Source organism: Ruegeria sp. P8 (genome assembly GCF_056534665.1).
In genome coordinates this window covers 24,620-45,482 of sequence record NZ_JBQERC010000017.1, presented here as the reverse complement: position 1 = coordinate 45,482, position 20,863 = coordinate 24,620, and the positions used below count along the sequence as shown (strand labels likewise).

The 20,863-nt window shown below is 61.0% G+C and carries 22 protein-coding genes; 10 read left to right on the top strand and 12 right to left on the bottom strand.

Annotation, left to right across the window (positions count from 1 at the left end; all coding sequences use genetic code 11):
- Window positions 1-17 precede the first annotated feature (17 nt).
- The 7 genes from ACR0BZ_RS16610 to ACR0BZ_RS16580 all read right to left on the bottom strand — a co-directional run bounded on the left by ACR0BZ_RS16610 (window position 18) and on the right by ACR0BZ_RS16580 (window position 8,489).
- Window positions 18-1,328 (bottom strand): M16 family metallopeptidase, encoded by a 1,311-nt coding sequence (locus ACR0BZ_RS16610; protein WP_480920771.1) that lies wholly within the window; start codon window positions 1,326-1,328, stop codon window positions 18-20.
- The gene (locus ACR0BZ_RS16605; RefSeq protein WP_480920770.1) at window positions 1,325-2,665 is read right to left on the bottom strand and encodes a M16 family metallopeptidase; all 1,341 of its coding nucleotides are present in this window, start codon (window positions 2,663-2,665) and stop codon (window positions 1,325-1,327) included. The genes ACR0BZ_RS16610 and ACR0BZ_RS16605 overlap by 4 nt, the downstream gene beginning before the upstream one ends.
- Window positions 2,666-2,746: 81 nt before the next feature.
- Entirely contained in the window at window positions 2,747-3,262 is a 516-nt protein-coding gene (locus ACR0BZ_RS16600; protein ID WP_480920769.1) for a DUF3035 domain-containing protein, read from the bottom strand.
- A 50-nt stretch (window positions 3,263-3,312) separates the two neighbouring features.
- On the bottom strand, window positions 3,313-3,789 hold the full coding sequence (gene lspA, locus ACR0BZ_RS16595; RefSeq protein WP_480920768.1) for a signal peptidase II: 477 nt from the start codon (window positions 3,787-3,789) through the stop codon (window positions 3,313-3,315).
- Window positions 3,789-5,378 carry a bifunctional phosphoribosylaminoimidazolecarboxamide formyltransferase/IMP cyclohydrolase gene (gene purH, locus ACR0BZ_RS16590; RefSeq protein ID WP_480920767.1) on the bottom strand — a complete coding sequence of 530 codons (1,590 nt, stop codon included), beginning with the start codon at window positions 5,376-5,378 and terminating at the stop codon, window positions 3,789-3,791. The genes lspA and purH overlap by 1 nt, the downstream gene beginning before the upstream one ends.
- A gap of 22 nt (window positions 5,379-5,400) precedes the next feature.
- Entirely contained in the window at window positions 5,401-7,140 is a 1,740-nt protein-coding gene (locus ACR0BZ_RS16585; RefSeq protein WP_480538534.1) for a heparinase II/III family protein, read from the bottom strand.
- A gap of 89 nt (window positions 7,141-7,229) precedes the next feature.
- The gene (locus ACR0BZ_RS16580) at window positions 7,230-8,489 is read right to left on the bottom strand and encodes an RsmB/NOP family class I SAM-dependent RNA methyltransferase (protein WP_480920766.1); all 1,260 of its coding nucleotides are present in this window, start codon (window positions 8,487-8,489) and stop codon (window positions 7,230-7,232) included.
- A gap of 88 nt (window positions 8,490-8,577) precedes the next feature.
- Between ACR0BZ_RS16580 and ACR0BZ_RS16575 the strand changes: the two genes are divergently transcribed.
- Window positions 8,578-8,760 carry a DUF1674 domain-containing protein gene (locus ACR0BZ_RS16575; RefSeq protein ID WP_209505084.1) on the top strand — a complete coding sequence of 61 codons (183 nt, stop codon included), beginning with the start codon at window positions 8,578-8,580 and terminating at the stop codon, window positions 8,758-8,760.
- Window positions 8,761-8,764: 4 nt separating this feature from the next.
- Here ACR0BZ_RS16575 and ACR0BZ_RS16570 read toward each other — a convergent pair whose 3' ends face one another.
- Window positions 8,765-9,619: a LysR family transcriptional regulator gene (locus ACR0BZ_RS16570; protein ID WP_480920765.1), complete on the bottom strand. Its 855-nt coding sequence runs from the start codon at window positions 9,617-9,619 to the stop codon at window positions 8,765-8,767.
- A 99-nt stretch (window positions 9,620-9,718) separates the two neighbouring features.
- Here ACR0BZ_RS16570 and tmpA point away from each other — a divergent pair, with 99 nt between their 5' ends.
- From tmpA to ACR0BZ_RS16555, 3 genes are read left to right on the top strand one after another with little or no spacing between them, the layout of a single operon-like run.
- Window positions 9,719-10,855 (top strand): 2-trimethylaminoethylphosphonate dioxygenase, encoded by a 1,137-nt coding sequence (gene tmpA / locus ACR0BZ_RS16565; RefSeq protein ID WP_480774268.1) that lies wholly within the window; start codon window positions 9,719-9,721, stop codon window positions 10,853-10,855.
- Window positions 10,852-11,442, top strand: a complete 591-nt coding sequence (gene tmpB / locus ACR0BZ_RS16560; RefSeq protein ID WP_480560513.1) for a (R)-1-hydroxy-2-trimethylaminoethylphosphonate oxygenase — start codon at window positions 10,852-10,854, stop codon at window positions 11,440-11,442. Before tmpA ends, tmpB begins: the two co-directional genes overlap by 4 nt.
- Entirely contained in the window at window positions 11,439-12,107 is a 669-nt protein-coding gene (locus tag ACR0BZ_RS16555; RefSeq protein WP_267363508.1) for an ureidoglycolate lyase, read from the top strand. The genes tmpB and ACR0BZ_RS16555 overlap by 4 nt, the downstream gene beginning before the upstream one ends.
- On the opposite strand, the gene ACR0BZ_RS16550 is transcribed toward ACR0BZ_RS16555, so the two are convergent.
- Window positions 12,094-12,777, bottom strand: a complete 684-nt coding sequence (locus tag ACR0BZ_RS16550; RefSeq protein ID WP_480487788.1) for a DUF2306 domain-containing protein — start codon at window positions 12,775-12,777, stop codon at window positions 12,094-12,096. The genes ACR0BZ_RS16555 and ACR0BZ_RS16550 overlap by 14 nt on opposite strands.
- A 39-nt stretch (window positions 12,778-12,816) precedes the next feature.
- Complete coding sequence (gene dapB, locus ACR0BZ_RS16545) at window positions 12,817-13,626, bottom strand: 4-hydroxy-tetrahydrodipicolinate reductase (protein WP_480487790.1); 810 nt, start codon at window positions 13,624-13,626, stop codon at window positions 12,817-12,819.
- 92 nt (window positions 13,627-13,718) lie between these two features.
- Here dapB and rbfA point away from each other — a divergent pair, with 92 nt between their 5' ends.
- From rbfA to rpsO, 6 genes are all read left to right on the top strand, one after another.
- Window positions 13,719-14,114 (top strand): 30S ribosome-binding factor RbfA, encoded by a 396-nt coding sequence (rbfA, locus tag ACR0BZ_RS16540; RefSeq protein WP_209505090.1) that lies wholly within the window; start codon window positions 13,719-13,721, stop codon window positions 14,112-14,114.
- Entirely contained in the window at window positions 14,111-14,854 is a 744-nt protein-coding gene (locus ACR0BZ_RS16535; RefSeq protein ID WP_480920764.1) for a phosphodiester glycosidase family protein, read from the top strand. Before rbfA ends, ACR0BZ_RS16535 begins: the two co-directional genes overlap by 4 nt.
- Before the next feature lie 54 nt (window positions 14,855-14,908).
- The gene (truB, locus tag ACR0BZ_RS16530) at window positions 14,909-15,814 is read left to right on the top strand and encodes a tRNA pseudouridine(55) synthase TruB (protein ID WP_480920787.1); all 906 of its coding nucleotides are present in this window, start codon (window positions 14,909-14,911) and stop codon (window positions 15,812-15,814) included.
- A gap of 21 nt (window positions 15,815-15,835) precedes the next feature.
- Window positions 15,836-16,339, top strand: a complete 504-nt coding sequence (locus ACR0BZ_RS16525) for a DUF1643 domain-containing protein (protein ID WP_209598417.1) — start codon at window positions 15,836-15,838, stop codon at window positions 16,337-16,339.
- 94 nt (window positions 16,340-16,433) lie between these two features.
- Complete coding sequence (locus ACR0BZ_RS16520) at window positions 16,434-17,468, top strand: calcium-binding protein (RefSeq protein ID WP_480920763.1); 1,035 nt, start codon at window positions 16,434-16,436, stop codon at window positions 17,466-17,468.
- A gap of 144 nt (window positions 17,469-17,612) precedes the next feature.
- A complete protein-coding gene (gene rpsO, locus ACR0BZ_RS16515) occupies window positions 17,613-17,882 on the top strand; it encodes a 30S ribosomal protein S15 (RefSeq protein ID WP_170329634.1) in 270 nt (89 codons plus the stop codon).
- Between the two features lie 88 nt (window positions 17,883-17,970).
- On the opposite strand, the gene ACR0BZ_RS16510 is transcribed toward rpsO, so the two are convergent.
- Both ACR0BZ_RS16510 and ACR0BZ_RS16505 read right to left on the bottom strand, forming a co-directional pair.
- Window positions 17,971-18,870, bottom strand: coding sequence for a hypothetical protein (locus ACR0BZ_RS16510; protein WP_480920762.1), 900 nt, complete (start codon window positions 18,868-18,870; stop codon window positions 17,971-17,973).
- A 161-nt stretch (window positions 18,871-19,031) separates the two neighbouring features.
- Window positions 19,032-20,744: an adenylate/guanylate cyclase domain-containing protein gene (locus ACR0BZ_RS16505; protein ID WP_480920761.1), complete on the bottom strand. Its 1,713-nt coding sequence runs from the start codon at window positions 20,742-20,744 to the stop codon at window positions 19,032-19,034.
- Between the last annotated feature and the right edge of the window lie 119 nt (window positions 20,745-20,863).

The following is a 20,863-nucleotide window of genomic DNA, read 5'->3' as shown; positions in this document are numbered from 1 at the left end:
AACTCACCCCTTGCAGTTCAGTTGGTAGTTTCCAGCCCAACCGGCTTTCCAACAACAGTGAAATGCAGGCCGTCCGGATCCAACAGTTCGGATGCAACGCGGTTCACATCTTCCAGTGTAACCGCGTTCACCTTGTCATTGCGGGTGGCGATATAATCGATGGGTAATCCTTCCATCTGCATCCCCACCATGATCCCGGCAATCTGCCCGTTGCCGTCAAAGCGCAACGGATAAGCGCCGGTCAGGTAGGTCTTGGCATCGTCCAGTTCCTTCTGCGTCACCCCTTCGGCGGCGGCGCGCGCCCATTCGTTCCGAATAACCTCTATCGCCTCGGCAATGCGGTCATTGGCCGATGACACCGACCCCAAGTAAACCGAGGCCAGATCCTTGGGCACAAGATAGGTTCCAACCCCATAGGTCAGGCCACGCTTTTCGCGCACCTCTTGCATCAGACGGCTTTCGAACCCGCCACCGCCCAGAATGTGGTTCAGGATATAGGCGCCAAAGAAATCAGGATCGTCCCGATCTATTCCGGCATGACCAAACAGCGCGACGGATTGCGGGGTGTCAAACTCGACAACACTGATCCCGCCGGGGATGGTCACGTTGGCCTTGCCCGGGATGGGCTTGCCCGTTTCCGGCAGGTCGGCGAGCAATGTGTCAAGCAATGCGCCCAGTTCTTCGGCCGTGATATCGCCGACGGCCCCCACATAAAGACGATCCTTGGCAAAAACGCTTTCATACGCCGTTACCACGTCATCCCGTGTCAGCGCCGAGACGCTTTCGATCGTGCCCTTGCCTTCCGATCCGTAAGGGTGATCGCCATAGGCCATCTGGGCAAAGTTGCGGCCTGCAATCTCGTTCGGGTCGGTCTGATCTGATCGCAGCCCGGACAGGATTTGCGCGCGCACACGGTCAACCGCGTCCTGATCAAAGCGCGGTTCGTGAATCGTCTCACGCAGCAGGTCGGCAACCTCATCCCGGTTTTCGGTCAAAAATCGTGCGGAAATCGAAACCGTGTCGTCACCGGCGTTATAGCGGAACGATGCGGCCAGAGCCTCAAGCTCGCGCGCATAGGTTCGCGCGTCCATTTCACCGGAACCTTCCTCGATCAGCCCACTCATCAGATAGACCGCGCCGCGCCTGTCCGGGTCGTCCAGCGACGTACCGCCACGGAAGCGCAGCTCAAGCGCGGTGAAAGGGATCGAGTGATCCTCGACCAGCCATGCGGTGATCCCGCCGGGCGAGGTCACTTCTTCAATCTCGATCTCGGCCAAAGCGGGCAGAGCAACCAGACAGGCAATCAGCGTTGCGAGAAACTGTTTCATTGCGTCACCTCATCATCGCGCATCAGCCAGCCGGTGACCGACGCCTCGGGTTGCAGAACGTCACGGGCGGCGGCGATGATTTCGTCTCCGGTCACGGCCTGAAGGATATCGGGCCATGCCTGCACGTCCTGTATTGTCAGGCCGCTGGTCAGGGCGCGGCCATAGCGGTTGCCGATCCCGTCCACATTGTCGCGCGCATAGGTCTGCGCGGCCCGCAACTGCATCTTGATACGGTTCAGATTGTCCTCGTCGACACCTTCGGCAATGAAATCGGCCACGGCCTGATCCATGGCATCTTCGGCCTCTTGCAGGGAAACTCCTTCGGCGGGAACCACCAACAGGTCGAATGTTGTGTCATCCAGCGAGACGTCACGATAGAACGCCCCGGTATAAACAGCCATTTTCTGATCGAATTGCAGCTTTTCGTTCAGGTAAGAGGTCGTGCTGCCCCCCAGAAGTTCCGCCAACAGAAACAGGGCTGCCGCCTTTTCCTGATCGCCCGGATCGCGTTCCGGCGCCAGATAACTGCGCTGGACATAGGGTTGCGCCACGCGAGGGTCCTTGAATGTCAGACGGCGTTCGGCGGTTTGCGGGGGCTCCTGCGACCGGACCCGTTCCGGCAAATCCGCATTGGCCGGGATCACACCGTAATACTGATCGGCCAGAGTGCGGACCTTGGCGGGATCAACGTCTCCGGTGACAACCAGAATAGCGTTATTGGGCGCATAGTGGGTCTGGTAGAAAGACAACGCGTCTTCCAGTTCCAGTTCTTCCATCTCGTGCTTCCAGCCGATGATCGGCACGCCATAACGGTGATTGAGGTATTGTGCCGCGCTCATCTGTTCGCCGAACAGAGCGCGCGGGTTGTTTTCGGTGCGCTGGTTGCGTTCCTCAAGGATCACATCGCGCTCGGTCACGATATCCTCATCGCTCAGGCGTATGTTCCGCATACGGTCCGATTCCATGCGCATCATCAACTCAAGCCGGTCGGCGGCGACGCGCTGGAAATAGGCAGTGTAATCATACGAGGTGAACGCGTTATCGTTGCCGCCATTGGCCGCGACAGTGGCCGAGAATTCACCCGGCGCCAAAGTATCTGTGCCCTTGAACAGCAGGTGTTCAAGAAAATGCGCGACACCCGACGATCCGATCGGCTCATCCGCAGATCCGGCGCGGTACCAGACCATGTGCTGCACGACAGGTGCGCGATGGTCTTCGACCACGACGACATTCATGCCGTTGTCCAAAGTGAATGTGGTGACCGCTTCTTTCCCGCCCCCGGCAAAAGCCGGGGTGGTGGCGATCAGGGCAGCCGACAAGGCCAGGGCCCGAACCATGGGGCATCCTCCGTTTCGTTTCTGTCATTTAAACTACGGTGGTGCGGCCCGGGTTCAAGCCCGATGACGGAAAGTTAAGAATTATTCATTCGGGGGCGAGGTCGGGGTCTCGACCCCGGCCCGGCGGGCGGCATCGGTTTCCGAGAACGGATCGATCGACTGGCGTTCGTAGACCTGACTATAGCGGTCGACAGGGAACAGGCGCAGACCGGTCCAGCGGCCCCGGCGTTTGCGGAATGCGGCATCCTCGGTTTCGACCACCTGCCGCGTATCGGGTGACACGCCATAACGGCTGGACGCCGTCACAAGCGCCGCATCCGACGACGGCACACCAGCGTTGGGGTTCAGGGCGGCGGCATTACCACCCAGCGCGACCACCAAATCGGCTTTGGGGGTCGGGTCTGTCAGATTCCCACCACCCGGCGTGGGTGCCGGCAGGAACGCGTAATCCTGAGGCTGGGTCAGCGGCTTGACCGGCAATACCGAAAATTCATCAGGACCTTGTCCCGGAGGCGCCAGATCCCGCAGTCCGGGATTCGAACATGCCGCGACCGCAGCGGCAACTGTCAGAACAAATATGGCGCGCGGCATCCGCATTGGTGTCTCCAGCCTGTTTCTGGCGCTTTTATCGCATATCATTCCGCGCGTCACGAGGGCTTTTTGCCGTCAAACAAAACCAGCCCCAGCGCTCCGGCGAATATGAACACATCCGCCAAGTTGAACACAAACGGGTTGTTGATGCCACAGCAGGACATGTTCAGGAAATCCAGAACAAACCCATAAAGGAGCCGGTCGACCACATTCGCAAGCGCTCCGCCGATCAGCAGACCGCCACAGAGCAACATGAATTTTGAACGCATCGAACGACCAAGCCAAACAAGAACACCGATGCAGATCGCCACGGATACACCGATCAAAAACCAGCGCGCGGCCTCAGAGTCGCCCTGAAACAGGCCGAAATTGATGCCCCGATTCTCGCCGTATCGGAACACCAGCAGCGGCGGCAGAACATCGATACCGCCGGGCCGTTCAGCAACGCGCAGGACGTGAACGACCAGATATTTGCTGATCTGGTCGATCGCGAAGGCGGCCAAGGCCGCCCAGAGAAGCAGGCGTGACCGCATCAGTGACGGAAATGACGCATGCCGGTGAAGACCATCGCCAGACCGGCCTCATCGGCTGCGGCGATCACTTCATCGTCGCGCATGGACCCGCCCGGCTGAATGACGCAGGTCGCGCCCGCTTCGGCGGCTTCCATCAACCCGTCGGGGAAGGGGAAAAACGCATCCGATGCCACGGCAGAACCGATGGTCAGCGGCTGCGGCAAGCCCAGTGCTTCAGCCATACGTTCGGCTTTCTTGGCCGCGATCAGAGCCGAATCCACACGGCTCATCTGCCCCGCGCCAACACCCACGGTTGCGCCATCCTTGACGTAGACGATGGCGTTGGATTTGACGTGCTTGGCCACTTTCCACGCGAACAACAGGTCATGCATCTGCGCGTCAGTCGGGGCTTTCTTGGTCACGACCTTGAGGTCGTCCATGCCGATAAAGCCGTTATCCTTATCCTGCACCAACAGCCCGCCAGCCACCTGACGGACGGTTTTGCCACCTTCGGTTACATCCGGCAGCGCCTCGGTCGTCAGCAGGCGCAGGTTTTTCTTGGCGGCAAAGATCGCCTTGGCCTCGTCCGAGGCACCGGGGGCAATCACAACCTCGGTGAAGATGCCCGTGATCTCTTGCGCTGTTTCTGCATCCAACGGCTGGTTCAGCGCAACAATGCCACCAAAAGCCGAGGTGCGGTCGCAGTCAAATGCCGCCTTGTACGCCTCAAGAAGGGTTGAACCTGTGGCTACACCGCAAGGATTGGCGTGCTTGATGATGGCGCAAGCCGCGCCTTTCGCCGGATCAAACTCGGCCACCAGCTCAAAGGCCGCGTCCGTGTCGTTGATGTTGTTATAGCTCAGTTCCTTGCCCTGATGTTGAACGGCGGTGGCGACGCCGGGGCGGTTGGTGCCGTCCGTATAGAACGCTGCCTGCTGGTGGCTGTTTTCGCCATACCGCAGGGTCTGCTTCAACTCACCGGCAAATGCGCGGCGCTTTGGGGCGTCCAGTTGCAGCGCATCGGCCATCCAGTTCGACACGGCGGCGTCATAAGCCGCTGTTCGTGCATAGGCCTTTTGCGCCAACCACTGGCGGAAGCCATAGGATGTCTTGCCATAGTTTTCTTCCAGCTGATCCAGCAGGGAGGAATAATCCTCGACATCCACCACCACGTTCACGAAGGCATGGTTTTTTGAGGCCGCGCGGATCATCGCCGGGCCGCCGATGTCGATATTCTCGATACATTCGTCATAGCCCGCGCCCTTGGCGACGGTTGCCTCGAAGGGGTAGAGGTTTACGACCAGCAGGTCGATGGCGCCGATGCCATGTTCCTCCATCGCCGCAACATGGGTGTCATTGTCACGCAGCGCCAGCAACCCGCCATGCACCATCGGGTGCAGCGTTTTGACCCGGCCATCCATCATCTCGGGGAAGCCGGTGATTTCGCTGACATCGCGAACCTCAAGCCCTGCATCGCGCAGCGCCTTGGCTGTGCCGCCGGTCGACAACAGTTCGATCCCGCGCTCGGACAGCGCCTTGCCCAGTTCGATCAGCCCGGTCTTGTCGGAAACGGAAAGCAACGCGCGGCGCACGGGTTGAAGGTCGGTCATGGGTCCAAAGGTCCTTTTGGCGTCAGTCAAACTTGGGCTCGTCCCGGTGCGTATCGCGCACGGCATAGGCTGTATCCTGCGCCTTGCTCAGCGTCCACCGGATGCGCGTCGCATACTCCATTGCGCGGCCAGATAGAACGATCTGTTTTGTCGCGCGTGGCTTTAAACGTCCTTTTTCAAGGTAAACACTTGGTTCGACAGATAATTTTCCCACACCATCATGGCGGAAAACCCAGATCTCGCCGCTTTTGAGCGCCATCGACACTGCCGCCCCGCCCAGATCCAGCGCAGCATCAACGTCAGGATGCAGATGAAAACGGATGTCATAGCCAACGCCCCTGAGGCCCGAGGCGTCCATCGCCCTGTCGAACTGACGCTTGGCCTTGTCGGTTGCGGTCAGCAGAATATCCTCGACCGTCAGCTCACGCCCGTCAAAGCGCAATTCGAATGTGCGCGCGTGGGTCAGCCCGAAGACTTTGACATATCCGTCATGCCCGGCCATGAAACGGATGCCTTCGAACGCATCTTCAAAATCGACCGGAACGTCCCGCGGCGCATCGACCAGCGCCTGACTTTCGCGGCCCGGCAACGGGTTGGCCAACCGCGCGCTCGAGAACCCGTCCAGACACAGGGTTGAGTGAGATGGGGTCGCACGCCCGGCACGGCGCCAATCCAACCCGAAACTGGCCCCCGATCCACAATTCACGATCAAAGGGCGACGCCCCGAGGTCAGCTCGAACGCCAGCGTGGATGCGTGCGCGTTGAATGAGGCCGCTCCGGACGGCGGCGCGCTGGCATCCACGATCACCGTGGTGCGTGCTGCGGACAGGCGGGCATAGCCCATTGGCAGTTCGGTCGCCGCCTTGTGCTTGACGCCACTTTGCGCAAGCGCCTGTTCCAGCCGCCCTTCGACCCCGCGCCCACCGCCGTGAAACCGCGCCAGCGCGCCATCCGCATGGCGCAGACTGCGCAAGGTCGGTGCGATCCGCTTGATCGCCTTGGCCTGCGCAACGGGTGTGCCGCGTCCAAGGTCGCTGAGCGCCGCCGACGTCCAGCTGAGCAGCATGAACACTTCAAGCAGCTCTTCCGGGTTGCGTGTTGGAATACCGCCCTGTGCGTCCACCTGCCGGTCACACTCGCCAGCCAAAGCCCGCAGGGCCGGATCGGCCATCTGCTCCAACCCCTCCAGCGCCAATCCGGCTTGCACAAGACCGGCCAGCGCCTCGAAACGCGGCAACCCGGGCGTCGCGGCCTGCCAGCGTTTGGACAGGAACCATGTTTGCTGCGCCAAAGACCGAAAGAACAGTTTGCTTTGCTTCTCATCTGCCCCGCGCAGCAGAAAGAGTGCGTGGTTGATCCAGCGCATCACTCGCCGCCCGGTCAGGTCAGGCACCCAGCCGGGGCCCTGCCCGCGGCCATGCGCCTCGATCCAGCCCCAGACCCAGCGCTGCGCTTTTTCCCGTGCACGCATATCACCGACGGCGGCCAGATCATCCAGCCATGCAAAACCATGGCGTTCCTCGTCAAAGCCGGCGCTGGGGGCAATGACATCCCACAACGCTGTATCGTCTGCCTCGACCAGATAGCCGGCGAACAAGAGATTCCCCGCAACCAGCTGCCGCCCGCGCGCAAACGAACCAACGGTGCGCGGCTGGGGCTGCGCAACAAACCCCGTAGCTGCCTTTTGCCGTTGGCTGAGACGCGCGTAGAAACGGTTCTGCAACCGCATCCACCGACTGGCCATGGTGTCCGAATTTGACATGCGCGTGTTACTCTGCCCCTTGCGCTCTGCTGGCGCTTGAGACCCAACGATAGACCGCGCCGATCGTCAAGTCATCGAAAAGCGTGCACTCAGGCGGATTTGTTCAGGCAGGCGATATAGAACCCGTCCATACCCCCGCGATCGGGCCAGTAGTCGGGCCGTAGACGCAGGCCGCCTGCCTCGGTGATCCAGTTGTCTTCGATGCCGGAGAGCTTTAGTGCCTCGCGATCAACACGCATGTCCGGATACATGCCCAGCGCGTCTTCGATCTGAACCTCGCCCTCATCCGGCAAAAGCGAACAGGTGCAATAGACCAGCCGCCCGCCAGGTTTCAGCAGCGTCCATGCGTGGGCCAGCATCTGCGCCTGCAATTCGATCAATCCGGCAATTTCCGAGCCATCCTTGGCAAAGGGCAAGTCAGGATGCCTGCGGATCGTACCCGTGGCCGAGCAGGGCGCGTCCAGCAAAATCGCGTCGTACTGACCCTGATGGTCCAGCGCGTCACCCACGATGACTTCTGCCGTCAATCCGGTTCGCGCTAGGTTTTCGCGCACGCGTTCTGTGCGCGCCGCGGATACATCCAGCGCCGTCACATCCGAGCCCGCCGCAGCCAGTTGCATGGTTTTACCGCCCGGTGCCGCGCAAAGGTCCAACACCTTCTCGCCCGCCTTCGGTGCCAGAACACGCACCGGCAGCGCGGCTGCCGCGTCCTGCACCCACCAATCCCCAGCCTTGTATCCCGGCAAGGCCGAGACCTGACCGGCATCCTGAATACGCACAGACCCGGTAGGCAGCTTTTCGCCCGAAGGGCTTTCCGCCCCCGGCTTCAGGGTAAGGTCCAGCGGTGCGCCCGCGAAATGCACCTGTTCCATTCCGGCCACCGCTTCGGCACCCCACGCCGCGATCAGCGGATCTCGCAACCACTCCGGCAGGCGCGGGACACGCATTTTCGGCCATGCTTCGGGACCCTCGGACGCGACCTTGCGTAAAACGGCATTCACCAAGCCTTTCAGACGCCCGTGCTTGCGCGAGCGGCTGATGATTTCAACCATGGAGTTCACCACCCCATGCGCAGCTTCCCCGTTGCACAGCTCGACCGCGCCCAGCCGCAGCGCGTTGTGTACGGTCAGGGCGGGTGTTCGGTTCAGGTGATTGTCCAGCAGACGGTCGGCGCGCTCCAGCCCGCGCAGGGTTTCCGAGGCCAGCCGCTGGGCACGCGCACGATCCTCTGGCCCCAACCGATCCAAAGCGCCCGCAGCGAGGCATTCAGACAACAGGCGGCCTTCGCCCAGAACCTGATCCAACAGATAGATTGCGCTGCGCCGTGCTGCTGTCGCGCTGTTTGTCATGGTACCGCCTTCATGTGACCTGTGCCCGCATTGCCATTGGCGGACGCGGGCGTATATCAAGGCTATGCACGGAAAGGAACCCGATGTCATGAGTGACGACCGCAAAGACCTGCCCCCCGCCGCCCAACGCGCGCTGGCCGAAGCGGAAGAACGCCGCCAAAAAGCCCAGGCCGAAGCCAGGGAAATGCCCAAGGAACTGGGCGGGCGCGATGGGCTGGACCCCGCCCGTTACGGTGATTGGGAAAAGAAAGGCATCGCCATCGATTTCTAGGCCCTCAGCCGCGCAGCGCCTTCAGAAAATCATCGATCAGGGCGCGCTGTTTCCTGGACTGCGCCCTATCTTCGGGCCATGTCAGCCAATACCCGTCCTTGGTTTGCAGCTCTGGCAGCTCTAACCTGCGCAACCGGCCATCCTTTAGATCACCGGACGCCAGCGGAACCGAGCCCAGCACAACCCCCATTCCGCGCCTTGCCGCCGAAACAGCATGTTCCATCGAATCGAAACTGACATGAGATGGCGCGACGTCCCCGTGCCCGTATTTCCGGTTCCACTCGCGCCAGCCCGGACGCTCGCCGCGCAGATCGATCAGGGGGGCACCCCATTCAACGCCGGGCGCGGCCATCGGCACCAGCACCTCATGCGCGATCAATGCCGCGTCGCGCCCGGTCCACACGCCGCGACCATAGCGGATTTGCAGCCAGGTGCGTTCCTCATCCAGCGACGACCGGCGCGCAACCGAGTCGGTCATCACCCGCACCTCGGGGCGCAGATTTCGGAACACAGGCAGGGCTGGTACAACAAGGGCGTGGATGTTTGATGACAACCCGGCGACCCTGAGTTCGCGTGGCGATTTTCCAAACAGATCCTCGGTGTTGCGTTCCAACGCCAGCAGGCTGTCCTGCACCAGCGGCAGATAGCTTTCACCTTCGACCGTCAGCGACACGCCGCGCGCCTCGCGCACAAACAGGGACCGGCCCAGCCACGCCTCAAGATTGCCGATCCTTTGGCTGACAGCGGCCTGCGTCAACCCGAACTCTTTCGCCGCGGCCGAGAACCCGCCAAGCCGCCCAGCGGCTTCGAACACGCGCAACCAATCCAGCGGCGGTAATCCGGTCTTATTCTTAGCCATTAGTTTTTCCAAGCCTCAGCCGAAATAAGGATTAATTGTCGTAATGCCACGAACGGCGTATCTGCTCAACCAAAGCTCGCGCCGAACAGGAGACCCCCAATGCTGCGCACCGCCACCCACGACACCTCGATTGTTACAGTCGCGTTTGACACCGGGGCCAAGGCCCGTTTCCACGCCATCTGGCTGCGCGACAACGCGCTGGACGCTGATACCCGAGCGCCGGGCAACGGTCAGCGCCTGATCACCATCGGCGATATTCCTGCCGACATCTCGGTCAGTTCAGCCGAGGTGGTCGCGGGCGACCTGCAAGTCACGTTCCAGCCTGAGGGCAAAACCGTCACCTTCCCGGCGGACTGGTTGGCCGAAAACAGCTACGACCGCGATCATGACATTGCGCTGGGTCGCATCGCCCCCGGCATCACGACCTGGGAAAGTGGCATCGCCGCGCCCAGCGGCGATTGGAACGAGGTCCATGCCAGCCCGGCGGCCAAGCGCAATTGGCTGGCCGCTGTGGCCGAGTTCGGCTTTGCCAAGCTGACCGGCGGCCCGACCGAGCCTGAATCATTGCTGAAGGTCGCTGACCTGTTCGGCTATGTCCGCGAAACCAATTATGGCCCCTATTTCGAGGTGCGGACCGAGGTGAACCCGACCAACCTTGCCTATACCGGGCTTGGCCTTCAGGCGCATACCGACAACCCCTATCGCGACCCGGTGCCGACCTTGCAAATCCTCTATTGTCTGGAAAACTCGGCTGAAGGTGGAGAGTCCATCGTTGTTGACGGCTTCCGCGCCATCGAAAAACTGCGTGACGCAAACCCCGAAGGCTTTGCCCTGCTGGCTGGATATCCGGCGCGGTTCGAGTACAAGGGCTCGGACGGGGTCTGCCTGCGGTCGCGCCGCCCGATGATCGAGTTGTCGCCGGATGGCGAGTTGATCGGCATCCGCTTCAACAACCGCTCTTCCGCCCCCTTTGTGGATGTGCCGTTTGACAAGATGGAGGCTTATTACGCCGCCTATCGCCAACTGGGAGATATCATCGACGATCCGGCGATGGGCGTGTCGTTCAAACTGGAACCGGGGGAAAGCTTTATCGTCGACAACACCCGCGTCCTGCACGCGCGGCTTGGCTATTCCGGGGCCGGATCGCGCTGGTTGCAGGGATGTTACGCCGACAAGGACGGGTTGCTGTCCACACTGGCGGCGATGGAGATGGCGCAACCGGAGGCGGCGGAATGAAACCTGATTTCTCGACCCTGAACCGGGACAATATCGTCGCCTTCATCGGCGACATCTTTGCGCGCCGCGGCGGTGAAGAATATCTGGGCGAGCCTGTCACCATGGCCCAGCACATGCTGCAAGGTGCAACCATTGCCGAGCAGAACGGGTTGCCCGAGGAAATTATCGTGGGCGCCTTGCTGCACGACATCGGCCATTTCACATCCGAGTTCGGCACCTACCACCCCGACGACACCGAAGACCGTCATCATGAGGACGCGGGCGCCGAGGTGCTGGAGCAGTTCTTCCCCTCGGTCATCACCGATTGCTGCCGCTATCACGTGGCAGCCAAGCGGTATCTTTGTGCCACCAAACCCGAGTATTTCAATCGCCTGTCCGCGGCGTCGGTTCACACGTTGGAACTGCAAGGTGGTCCGATGAGCGCCGAAGAAGTTGCCGCGTTCGAAGCCAACCCGAACCTGAAAGAGATCATTCAGGTCCGCTATCTGGATGAGGCCGGCAAACGCGCGGATATGGAAACCCCGGACTTTGCACATTTTGCGCCGATGGTGCAGCGTATGGTCGACAAGCACATGGAGGCCGCATGAACGCCCCGGAATACATCTTTGAAGCCAGCACCAAACCCTCGCTGCCCTGGCACGAGGTTCCCCTGATCCGCGCGACGGACGCCTCGGTCAAAGGCTATGGGTGTCTGGTCGATGATCCCGAAGGGTTCGAGATCGAGATCACCCGCTGGCCACAACAGGGGTGGCGGCCGATCGATGAAGGCACCGGCGACGAAGGCGGCTGGGTCGAAGGCACCTTTCGTGGTGAGTGGAAGGGCGACGTACTTTATGGCGAGAACGAAGCGGTCAATGGCCACTATGTCCTCGGCTGGTCCACCGATCCGCAGCAGGCACAGACAAGCCGCCAAACAGCGCCCCGCGATCAGGTGCTGCTGTGGCACATGAACTACCACCCGGATGGCGGGCAGATGTTCTGGCCGCTCGACAACAAGCCCTTCATCATTCCTGCTGCATTGCCCGGCGACAACCTGACACCAGAAAAGGTGGTGGCGTTCTGGTGCGACGGTTCGCGCGGGCTGTATATCCATCCCGGTATCTGGCACGAGGGGATATTCCCGGTTGAAGACAACCAGCGGTTCCTCGATCGGCAGGGTGCGGTGCACGCCCGCGTCAGCGCTGATATCGGTCAGGAATTTGGCGTCTACCTCGCCTGCCCGCTGCGCGCCGACAAGATCAGGGATTTGTGATCAGAGCCCCCCGATGAGCAGATCGGCAACGCGCGATCCAAATCTGCGTAGCCAGCAGGTATGGTACGAAGAACGCGAAGTTCTGAACCTGATCGAAAGGGCCCGAGAAATCAGGCTCTGACCCCAACCCGCCGGTCAACAGATACCAAACCGTATAATGCACACGGTAGAGCCACGACCCCAGCGCCAGCCAGAACAGCCGCAGACCCCATGCCCAATGGCCAGCACGATCCGGGATTACAGCCATGCGCGCCACCATCAGAGCTGCAGTGAACAGGCAGAGCCCATACAAGAAAAACGCTGCAGACATCATCGGTCCACCGATCGTTCCCCGCAGGGGGATATAGGTCATTCCTGCCAGCCCGGTGATCAAAGCCGACGCAATCAGAGCCACACCCAAGCCGCGGTGAAACCGATTGTATTTCAGCCGAAGCCCTTTCAGCAGCTGCAGCGGCACAAGAGCCACCAACACCGTTCCGGCAAGGATATGCAACATCATCGCCGCATTAGCGACACTCTGGTCATAGGCAAACAAGTAGCTTTTTTGTGCCGCGCTCTCAGACAGCCCGACGCCGATCATGTCAAACCCCTGCGCGACGAAGGGCAGCAGGGTCAGATAGAACAGGACCAGCACCAATCCGGTCATCACACGTGATGTCAGGTTCCGCATACGCCCGAGTGTAACGCCGTCGAGCGGCCCGTCTATGGCTTACAGCCCAAGCACATCCACCATGTCATATTGACCGGGGGATTTGCCCTGCCCCCACAGCGCCGCTTTCAACGCGCCGCGGGCAAAGATGGCGCGGTCGGTGGCCAGATGGCGCAGGACGATGCGTTCTCCGGGGGCGGCGAACAGGACATCATGTTCCCCCACGATGTCGCCGCCGCGAATAGCGTGAAAACCGATATCTCCACGCTTGCGCGCACCGGTGATGCCGTCCCGGCCCCGGTCGGACACGTCCGACAACGCAACGCCGCGCCCCTCGGCTGCGGCCTCTCCCAGCATCAAGGCGGTGCCCGAAGGTGCATCTACCTTGTGATGGTGGTGACCTTCGATGATCTCGATATCGAAATCCTCATCCAGCGCAGCTGCGACCTTTTTGGTCAATTGCACCAGAAGGTTGACGCCAAGGCTCATGTTTCCGGCTCGTACGATCACCGCATGGCGCGACGCGGGTTCCAGTGCTGCGATCTGTTCGTCGGACATGCCGGTGGTGCCGATCACATGCACACAGCGCGCCTGCGCCGCCAGCGCAGCGAATTCCAGTGTCGCTTCGGGCGCGGTGAAGTCGATCACTGCCTGCGCCTGCGCAAAGGCCTCCAGCGGGTCGTCGGTGACGGTAACGCCCAGCGCCTGCCCGCCCATGACCGTGCCCACATCCTGACCGATCCAGTCATGGCCCTTGCGTTCGACCACGCCGACCAGACGCGCCTGATCGCTGTCCGTCACGGTCTTGATCAGCATCTGCCCCATACGGCCCGAAGCCCCTGTGATGACGATCCCCGGAATATGGGTCATTACGCTGGTCCTTTTCGTTAAGTCGGCTCAAAGCCTCCTACCCGGTTCGCGCCCGCTTGGCAAAGCCCCGCTTTGCGCTTAGATCGGGGATTATGGCAAAGAATAAATTCCATGATGGCCCCGGCCCGTCCCAACGGCAGCTGCGTGTCGGCGAACTGATCCGCCGCACCCTGTCCGAAGTTCTGGCGCGCGGAGATGTCCACGACCCCGACCTGAATCGCATGTCGATCACCGTGGGTGAGGTGCGCACCTCGCCCGATCTGAAGATCGCCACCGCCTATGTGCTGCCCCTTGGCGGCAGAGGGCAGGAGGACGTGATCGAACTTCTGGCCCGCAACAAGGGTGAGCTGCGGCGCATGGTCGGCAAGAAAGTCGGCCTGAAATTCGCGCCCGATCTGCGCTTTCGGCTGGATGACACGTTCGACCGTCTGGACGACACCCGCCGCATGTTCGAACAGGACGCGGTGCGCCGCGATCTGGACGAGTGATCCGCACGTTTGTCACATTGGCGACGCTTGTTTGGGCCGCGCAGGCAGGCGCGGTCACTTGTGAAAAGCTGACCCATGAGGACAAACGTTATACGGTTTGCAACGTCGATGCCGCCAACGAAGATCTGAGGCTTTTTCTGAACGGTGAAGACGGTCAGGTATTGGGGCATTTTTCGTCGGTCAACGAAGTGCTGGCCCCGGAAGGCGAACGGCTGACCTTTGCTATGAACGCGGGCATGTATCACGACGACCGTTCACCCGTTGGCCATTTTGTCGAGGACGGCCAGGAGCAGATGCGTGTGATCACCAACCCCGGCCCCGGAAATTTCGGTTTGCTGCCCAATGGCGTGTTCTGCATCCGCGAGGACCGGGCGGATGTGTTTGAAACGCTTGATTACGTGGATCAGGCCCCCACCTGCCGCTTTGCCACCCAATCCGGCCCCATGCTTGTGATCGACGGAGAACTGCACCCGCGTTTCCTGCCCGATTCGACCTCGCTTTATGTTCGAAATGGGGTCGGCACCAGTTCCGATGGTACACGGGCGGTGTTTGCGATCTCGGAAGATTATGTCACCTTCCACGAGTTCGGGCGTCTGTTCCGCGATGTGCTTGGCACGCCAAACGCGCTGTTTTTCGACGGCAATATCTCGCGGATGTATGAGCGTGCCAGCAACCGCTCGGATCTGGGGTTCTCGCTGGGGCCGATTGTCGGCGTCGTCGAAGAAACGCCCGCAAATTGACAGCGGCAGAGTGATCCGTTAACTCGCGCGCCTTAGCAAGATTCAAGGTGCATGATGGGACGCAAACGCAAGGGTCGCGACATTTCCGGCTGGCTGGTGGTGGACAAGCCCGCGGGCATGACCTCGACCGCCGTGGTCAACAAGGTGCGTTGGGCGATGGATGCCAAAAAGGCGGGCCATGCGGGCACCCTGGATCCCGAGGCGACCGGCGTTCTGGCAATTGCCTTGGGCGAGGCAACCAAGACCGTTCCCTATATCACCGATGCCTTGAAAGCCTATACCTTTACCGTGCGTCTGGGGCAGGCCACCAACACGGACGATGCCGAGGGCGAAGTGATCGCGCAAAGCGATGCACGCCCCTCGGATGACGATATCAAACAGGCGCTGACCCCGTTTCTGGGTGACATCATGCAGGTGCCGCCCAAATTCTCGGCGGTTAAGATCGACGGCCAGCGCGCCTATAAACTGGCCCGTGATGGGGAGGATGTGGAGTTGACCGCCCGCCCCCTCTGGGTCGAGGAACTGATCCTCGTTGACCGCCCCGACGAAGACCATGTGGTGCTGGAGATGACCTGCGGCAAAGGCGGCTATGTCCGTTCGATTGCCCGCGACCTGGGCGATGCGCTGGGCTGTCACGCCCACGTCAAGGAACTGCGCCGCATCTGGTCCGGCCCATTCGAGGCCGAGGACGGGTTGAGCATCGAACAGATCGACGAAATGGCGAAAACAGCCGCGTTGGACGAATATCTGCACCCGTTGGAAACCGGCCTGTCCGACCTGCCCGAGCTGAAATGCACCGCCGAGGGGGCAACCCGTCTGCGCAATGGCAATCCGGGCATGGTGCTGGCCTCAGACATTGAATACGGCGACGAGGCCTGGGCATCATTCGACGGCAAGGCCGTGGCCGTTGGCATCTATAAATCCGGTGAATTGCACCCCAGCCGGGTGTTCGTCGACTGAGAGTCGTGTTAGGCGAAGGGCATGATCACCCGTTCCCACACCAAGGGCGACGCGCCCTCGACCGCCATATACTCCGATTGCGAGAAATACCGCTATAGCCTGACCCGCATCTGGGACCCTGAAGGGCGCAAGGCATTATTTGTGATGCTGAACCCGTCAACCGCGACCGAGGTGCAGAACGATCCGACGGTTGAACGCTGTGAACGGCGCGCACGCGCGTTGGGGTTCGGGGCGTTTCAGGTCACGAACATCTTTGCGTGGCGCGATACCGACCCGCGCAAGATGCGGGCTGCCGCCGATCCGGTCGGGCCCGAGAATGACGCGGCCATTCTGGACGGCGTGCAATGGGCCGATCAGGTCATCGCGGCCTGGGGCACGCATGGCGCGCATCTGGAGCGTGGCCCTGCGGTGGAAACCCTGTTGCGCGGCACCGGCCAATCGCTGTTCCATCTGGGCCTGACCAAGGACGGCCACCCCAAACATCCGCTTTATATCGCCTATACGCAGCAGCCTGAGCTCTGGTGACAAGGGTTAACCATTTCAAAGGTTTACCTTTGACCCTGTGACGGGCGATATGGGATATTCCACCCTCGGAGCATCATGCTTTCGGAGGGGTTCCATGTTTCTGGCCGGATTGCTTGGACTGGCCGCCATCGGCGGCGCTGCTTACGCGATGAGCGATTTTCTGATCGAAGAGGACGACACGCCGGATGAAAACCCCGAAGGTGAACCATCAGCCGAGGTTGATACTGGTGAGTTTCTGGTCATCGGCGAGGGTGTCGAAGATCCGGAAAGCACCGACACCGAACCTTCGCCGGACAGTGACGAGGCACCCTCCACCGGGACTGTGATCTCGGAGTTTGAAGGCGATCTCGTGATTGCCGGTGACGATGGTTCGGACGTGATTACCGGGCAGGACGGTGTCGATCAGATCAACGGCTATGGCGGGGACGACACGATAAGCGGTGCCAAGGGCAACGACGTTCTGCACGGGGGCGACGGCGCGGATGAGATATCGGGCGGGCAGGGAAATGACATCCTGCACGGTGAGGCGGATGACGACCTCTTGTTCGGAGATGACGGGGAGGACGCCCTTTACGGTCACTTTGGTGACGACACACTGGATGGCGGTGCGGGTGAGGACGAACTGTTTGGCGGTCAGGGCGACGACAGGCTGGACGGTGGCGCAGGGGATGATGCGTTGCAGGGCGGGTTCGGGGACGATGTTCTGAACGGGGGCGAAGGTGAGGATACCGTCTTTGGCGGGGATGGAGACGACTTTGTTTTCGGGATCGAAGAGGGGGCCGCCGAAAGGGATTTCCTGAACGGCGGTGCGGGTGACGATACCATTCTGGCAGGCGGCAAAGACGTGGTAACGGGCGGAGACGGGGCCGATGACATCGTGTTGAACCCAGGCGACGATCAGGTGACCGTGATGGGGTTTCAACCCGGCGAAGACAAGCTGCTGGTGACGTGGGAGGATGAGACCGACCCGGCAATCGAGGTTGAGGCCGACGCCGAAAACGCCAACCTGACAAGGGTTTTCATCGATGGGCAGGAAGTTGCGCAGGTATATGGTGCCGAAGGGATGACTGCGGCCGATATTCAGCTGATCACCGAAGCGCAGCTGGCACAATACGGTCAGATGGTCTGAGCCCGCAGAAACCTTTTGCCATTTGGGTCAAATGCGCTTATACGCGCCCATCCGCATCGGAATCGGTGCGGTTTTCTCCATGGGCCTGTGCTGGACGACATCCCGGCCTGCGCCATCAACTCTAACCTTTTAAAGGAGACCCCGATGTCGATCACTGCCGCTGAAAAAGCACGCGTCATGCAAGAATTCGCAACCAAAGAAGGCGACACCGGTTCGCCTGAAGTACAGGTTGCTATCCTGACCTCGCGCATCAACACCCTGACCGAGCACTTCAAGACCCACAAGAAAGACAACCACGGTCGTCGTGGTCTGCTGAAGATGGTTGCTCAGCGCCGTAAGCTGCTGGACTACCTGAAGGGCAAGGAAGAGGCGCGTTACCAGGACCTGATCAAAAAGCTGGGCATCCGCCGCTAAACGTATTTGTTACGTTTTGTACCGGTTCTGAACCCCGGTCTGTAAGATTTGTACGCCCGCCCAATTGGCGGGCGTCTTTGATTTCGGGTCAGATTGCCTGCCACTTTTTGTAGGTATCGACCGCCAAGGCGGTGTCGATCACGAACATCGCAACTGCGGTTACCATCGCCAGCATCGACAGCCAGAACGACCCGCTTGCCGAGGCGACGGCCAGTGTCATGCCGCCGACGCAGGTGGCAATCGCGGCGGCTTTTTCAAGGCCGCTCATGTCGGTCAGAACGATGCCCGCAAGTTTGGTGAACCCGACGGACGCCTTGGCGACGCCCAGCATGGCCTTCATCATGGCCAGATCGCTGCCCGCCGTTCCGGCCTTGGCGATTGCGCCGGCATGTCGGCTGATCGGGCCGCTGCATTTGACGGCAATCCCGGCCCCGGCCCGCGTGACCGTCTTGGTTCCGAGCGCCTGATAAACCCCCAGCGCGGCCATGGCCATCGTGATGATATCGGCAAAGGCCTTGGCGGCGGCCCCGATAAAGGTGTTCAGCGCGGCTTTCTTGCGCTTTTTCCTGCTGGTGCCCAGCGGTGCCCCCAAAAGCGGCGTGTCCCCCTGCATCAGGATCAGGCTGTCCGCAGTTTCCTGCACCGAAAACGGCGCGGCATCGACGGGAACCGTGGCGGCTTCGGCCTCGGGTATCGGGTCGGGGGACAGGAACCGTGCCTTGATCTGCGCCTGTTGGTCGGCCGGAAGCGCGCGGATATCGGCCCCTTCGTCTGAGGCATAAAGCTCTTCCCATGCGCTTTCCATGATCGCGGCCACGTCCGCCGCACTTGGTTCGGCGGCGGGGGTTGTCATCAGCGGCATCTTCGGGCCTGCATCAAGGTCGATGTCCTCGACCGCGTCCTCGGGGAGCTTGTCGAGCATCTCGATAAATGACTCGTCGAACACATCAGGGTTGAATGAAATGCCAGAGGCGGAATGGAGCTTCATGGGTAAACCTACTTTCATTAACTTTGACACAATAAGCCTGCACAATAGACGAGTTTTGAATTCTCTCTGTGGTGAACATCACACTTGAACATCCGGACGTCGCCAGCCGGGGCGCGCGGCGTTCCGTGGCCGCAGCAGAACGCGTATCTGTAGATCAGCCGTTATTCGGGAAGACCGGCCTTTTTCCACCCTTCGCGCCAGCTTTCCGCACAGGCCGGAACGGTAAAGACCGGCAGGCTGGTCTGATCCGAGGAAGCGGTGATATCGGGGCGCAGCGCTTGCAGGTCGCTTATCGCCGCCTGCGCCGCTGCGGCATCCGACATCTGGCCCAAGGCGGCAATAAGCATCAGGTGGCTCATGACAAATCCTGACCGAACGGCCAGAGCGTCACGCGCGGCGGCGGCGGCCTCGTCATACCGGCGCAGCTGAAAAAGCGCACTTGCCCGGGCGATATGCGCCGCATGGCGCATCGGGTCTTTCGGGCTGAGTTCAATGGCATGTGTTGCGTGTTCCAATGCCTCGTCCGACCGGTTCAACATGCACAGGTTGATGGAGGCGAGCATGTGAACACTTGCAGCATTAGGGTTTTCGGCCAGAGCCTGTTTGAACGCCGCCCGCGCGCGCGGCAGATCGCGGGCCAGCATCGAGATTGAATGCGCTGCATAAGCCATGGCAATGCCGTCGGCGCGGTCGCTCATGAGAACGCGTTCTGCCGCGCTGATGGCGGCCCTGGGCCCTTCGCCGATGGGGTCGAGCCCCTGCACAAGGCGCTGAATATGCAGCCAGGCCAGCAGCCCTGCGGCAGCGGCGTAATCCGGGTCGCGGTCCAGCGCCAGCGTCGTCAGCCGGATGGCTTCGCGATTGGCGTCATCTGTCAGCAGATGAAAATGCGACTGCGCCTGAAGATAGAGTTCATATGCTTCGAGGTTTTCGGTCGGCTTGGCGCGGGACCGGTTCGTTTCAGCGTGGCGCAGCGAAGGCTCGATCGCCGTGACGACCTCTTGCGTGACCTTGTCCTGAAGGTCGAAGATATCGTCCAGCACCCCGTCAAAGCGATCGGCCCACAGGTGGCTGCCATTTTCCGCATCGATCAACTGACCGGTGATCCGGACACGCTGTCCGGCGCGTCGGACGGACCCTTCCAGCACATACCGAACCCCGAGCGTCAGGCCGACCTGGCGGATATCTGTCGTTTTTCCCTTGAAGATGAAGGACGAGTTGCGGGCCACCACCATCAGCCAACGAAAGCGCGACAGTTCCGTGATGATGTCTTCGGTTATGCCGTCGGCAAAGAACTCTTGCTCGGGGTCGCCGGACATGTTGTCGAAGGGCAGGACGGCGATCCCCGGGCGGGTGTCGGCGGGTGTTGCAAGATTGGCGGTTGAGCCCTTTGGCCAGCACCAGACACCAACGCGGCGCGTGATGTTCTTCAGCTCGGCCTGCCCGCCGCCGTCGAACAGGGCTGCATCGCCCCGGTCGAGACTGTGATGCGCCGTGTCCGAAATCAGGATCTGGTCGGGTTTGGCCAGAGCTTCGAGCCGGGCAGCGACATTGATGCCATCACCGAAGATGTCCTCGCCTTCTGTAATGACCTCACCCGTGTGAATACCGATGCGCAGCCGCAGCCCTTCGGGCTTGTCGCAGAATTGCAGGGCAATCGCAAAATCCGACGCGTCGGACGTTGACTGGAATTCAGCGATCCAGCCATCCCCCATGCTTTTGATCAATGTGCCGTTGTGGGATTTCAGCAGGGCAGTGAGCGTGTCGTCACGGAACGATTTCAGTGCTGCAAGTGTACCCTGCCGGTCCTGATCCATAAGCGCAGAGTACCCGACAACGTCAGCCGCCAGTACTGTCGTAAGCCGTCTTTTCATTCGCACCCCCCGATGAAAGTGAGGTTAGCGCAGTGATCCGGTTCTGTCAGGCCATTTCCCGGACGGGGGTTATGGCACGCGTCGCACCATCATGCGGCCCTTGTGCCTTGTGTCGCGCT

Coding starts and splice junctions, on each gene's coding strand:
- purH (WP_480920767.1), bottom strand. CDS start 5,378: ATGACCGACCTTCAACCCGTGCGCCGCGCGTTGCTTTCCGTTTCCGAC.
- ACR0BZ_RS16570 (WP_480920765.1), bottom strand. CDS start 9,619: ATGGCTAAGAATAAGACCGGATTACCGCCGCTGGATTGGTTGCGCGTG.
- ACR0BZ_RS16575 (WP_209505084.1), top strand. CDS start 8,578: ATGAGTGACGACCGCAAAGACCTGCCCCCCGCCGCCCAACGCGCGCTG.
- ACR0BZ_RS16505 (WP_480920761.1), bottom strand. CDS start 20,744: ATGAAAAGACGGCTTACGACAGTACTGGCGGCTGACGTTGTCGGGTAC.
- ACR0BZ_RS16525 (WP_209598417.1), top strand. CDS start 15,836: ATGATCACCCGTTCCCACACCAAGGGCGACGCGCCCTCGACCGCCATA.
- ACR0BZ_RS16510 (WP_480920762.1), bottom strand. CDS start 18,870: ATGAAGCTCCATTCCGCCTCTGGCATTTCATTCAACCCTGATGTGTTC.
- truB (WP_480920787.1), top strand. CDS start 14,909: ATGGGACGCAAACGCAAGGGTCGCGACATTTCCGGCTGGCTGGTGGTG.
- ACR0BZ_RS16610 (WP_480920771.1), bottom strand. CDS start 1,328: ATGAAACAGTTTCTCGCAACGCTGATTGCCTGTCTGGTTGCTCTGCCC.
- rpsO (WP_170329634.1), top strand. CDS start 17,613: ATGTCGATCACTGCCGCTGAAAAAGCACGCGTCATGCAAGAATTCGCA.
- lspA (WP_480920768.1), bottom strand. CDS start 3,789: ATGCGGTCACGCCTGCTTCTCTGGGCGGCCTTGGCCGCCTTCGCGATC.
- dapB (WP_480487790.1), bottom strand. CDS start 13,626: ATGACCCATATTCCGGGGATCGTCATCACAGGGGCTTCGGGCCGTATG.
- ACR0BZ_RS16600 (WP_480920769.1), bottom strand. CDS start 3,262: ATGCGGATGCCGCGCGCCATATTTGTTCTGACAGTTGCCGCTGCGGTC.
- rbfA (WP_209505090.1), top strand. CDS start 13,719: ATGGCAAAGAATAAATTCCATGATGGCCCCGGCCCGTCCCAACGGCAG.
- ACR0BZ_RS16605 (WP_480920770.1), bottom strand. CDS start 2,665: ATGGTTCGGGCCCTGGCCTTGTCGGCTGCCCTGATCGCCACCACCCCG.
- ACR0BZ_RS16585 (WP_480538534.1), bottom strand. CDS start 7,140: ATGTCAAATTCGGACACCATGGCCAGTCGGTGGATGCGGTTGCAGAAC.
- ACR0BZ_RS16520 (WP_480920763.1), top strand. CDS start 16,434: ATGTTTCTGGCCGGATTGCTTGGACTGGCCGCCATCGGCGGCGCTGCT.
- ACR0BZ_RS16550 (WP_480487788.1), bottom strand. CDS start 12,777: ATGCGGAACCTGACATCACGTGTGATGACCGGATTGGTGCTGGTCCTG.
- tmpB (WP_480560513.1), top strand. CDS start 10,852: ATGAAACCTGATTTCTCGACCCTGAACCGGGACAATATCGTCGCCTTC.
- ACR0BZ_RS16555 (WP_267363508.1), top strand. CDS start 11,439: ATGAACGCCCCGGAATACATCTTTGAAGCCAGCACCAAACCCTCGCTG.
- tmpA (WP_480774268.1), top strand. CDS start 9,719: ATGCTGCGCACCGCCACCCACGACACCTCGATTGTTACAGTCGCGTTT.
- ACR0BZ_RS16580 (WP_480920766.1), bottom strand. CDS start 8,489: ATGACAAACAGCGCGACAGCAGCACGGCGCAGCGCAATCTATCTGTTG.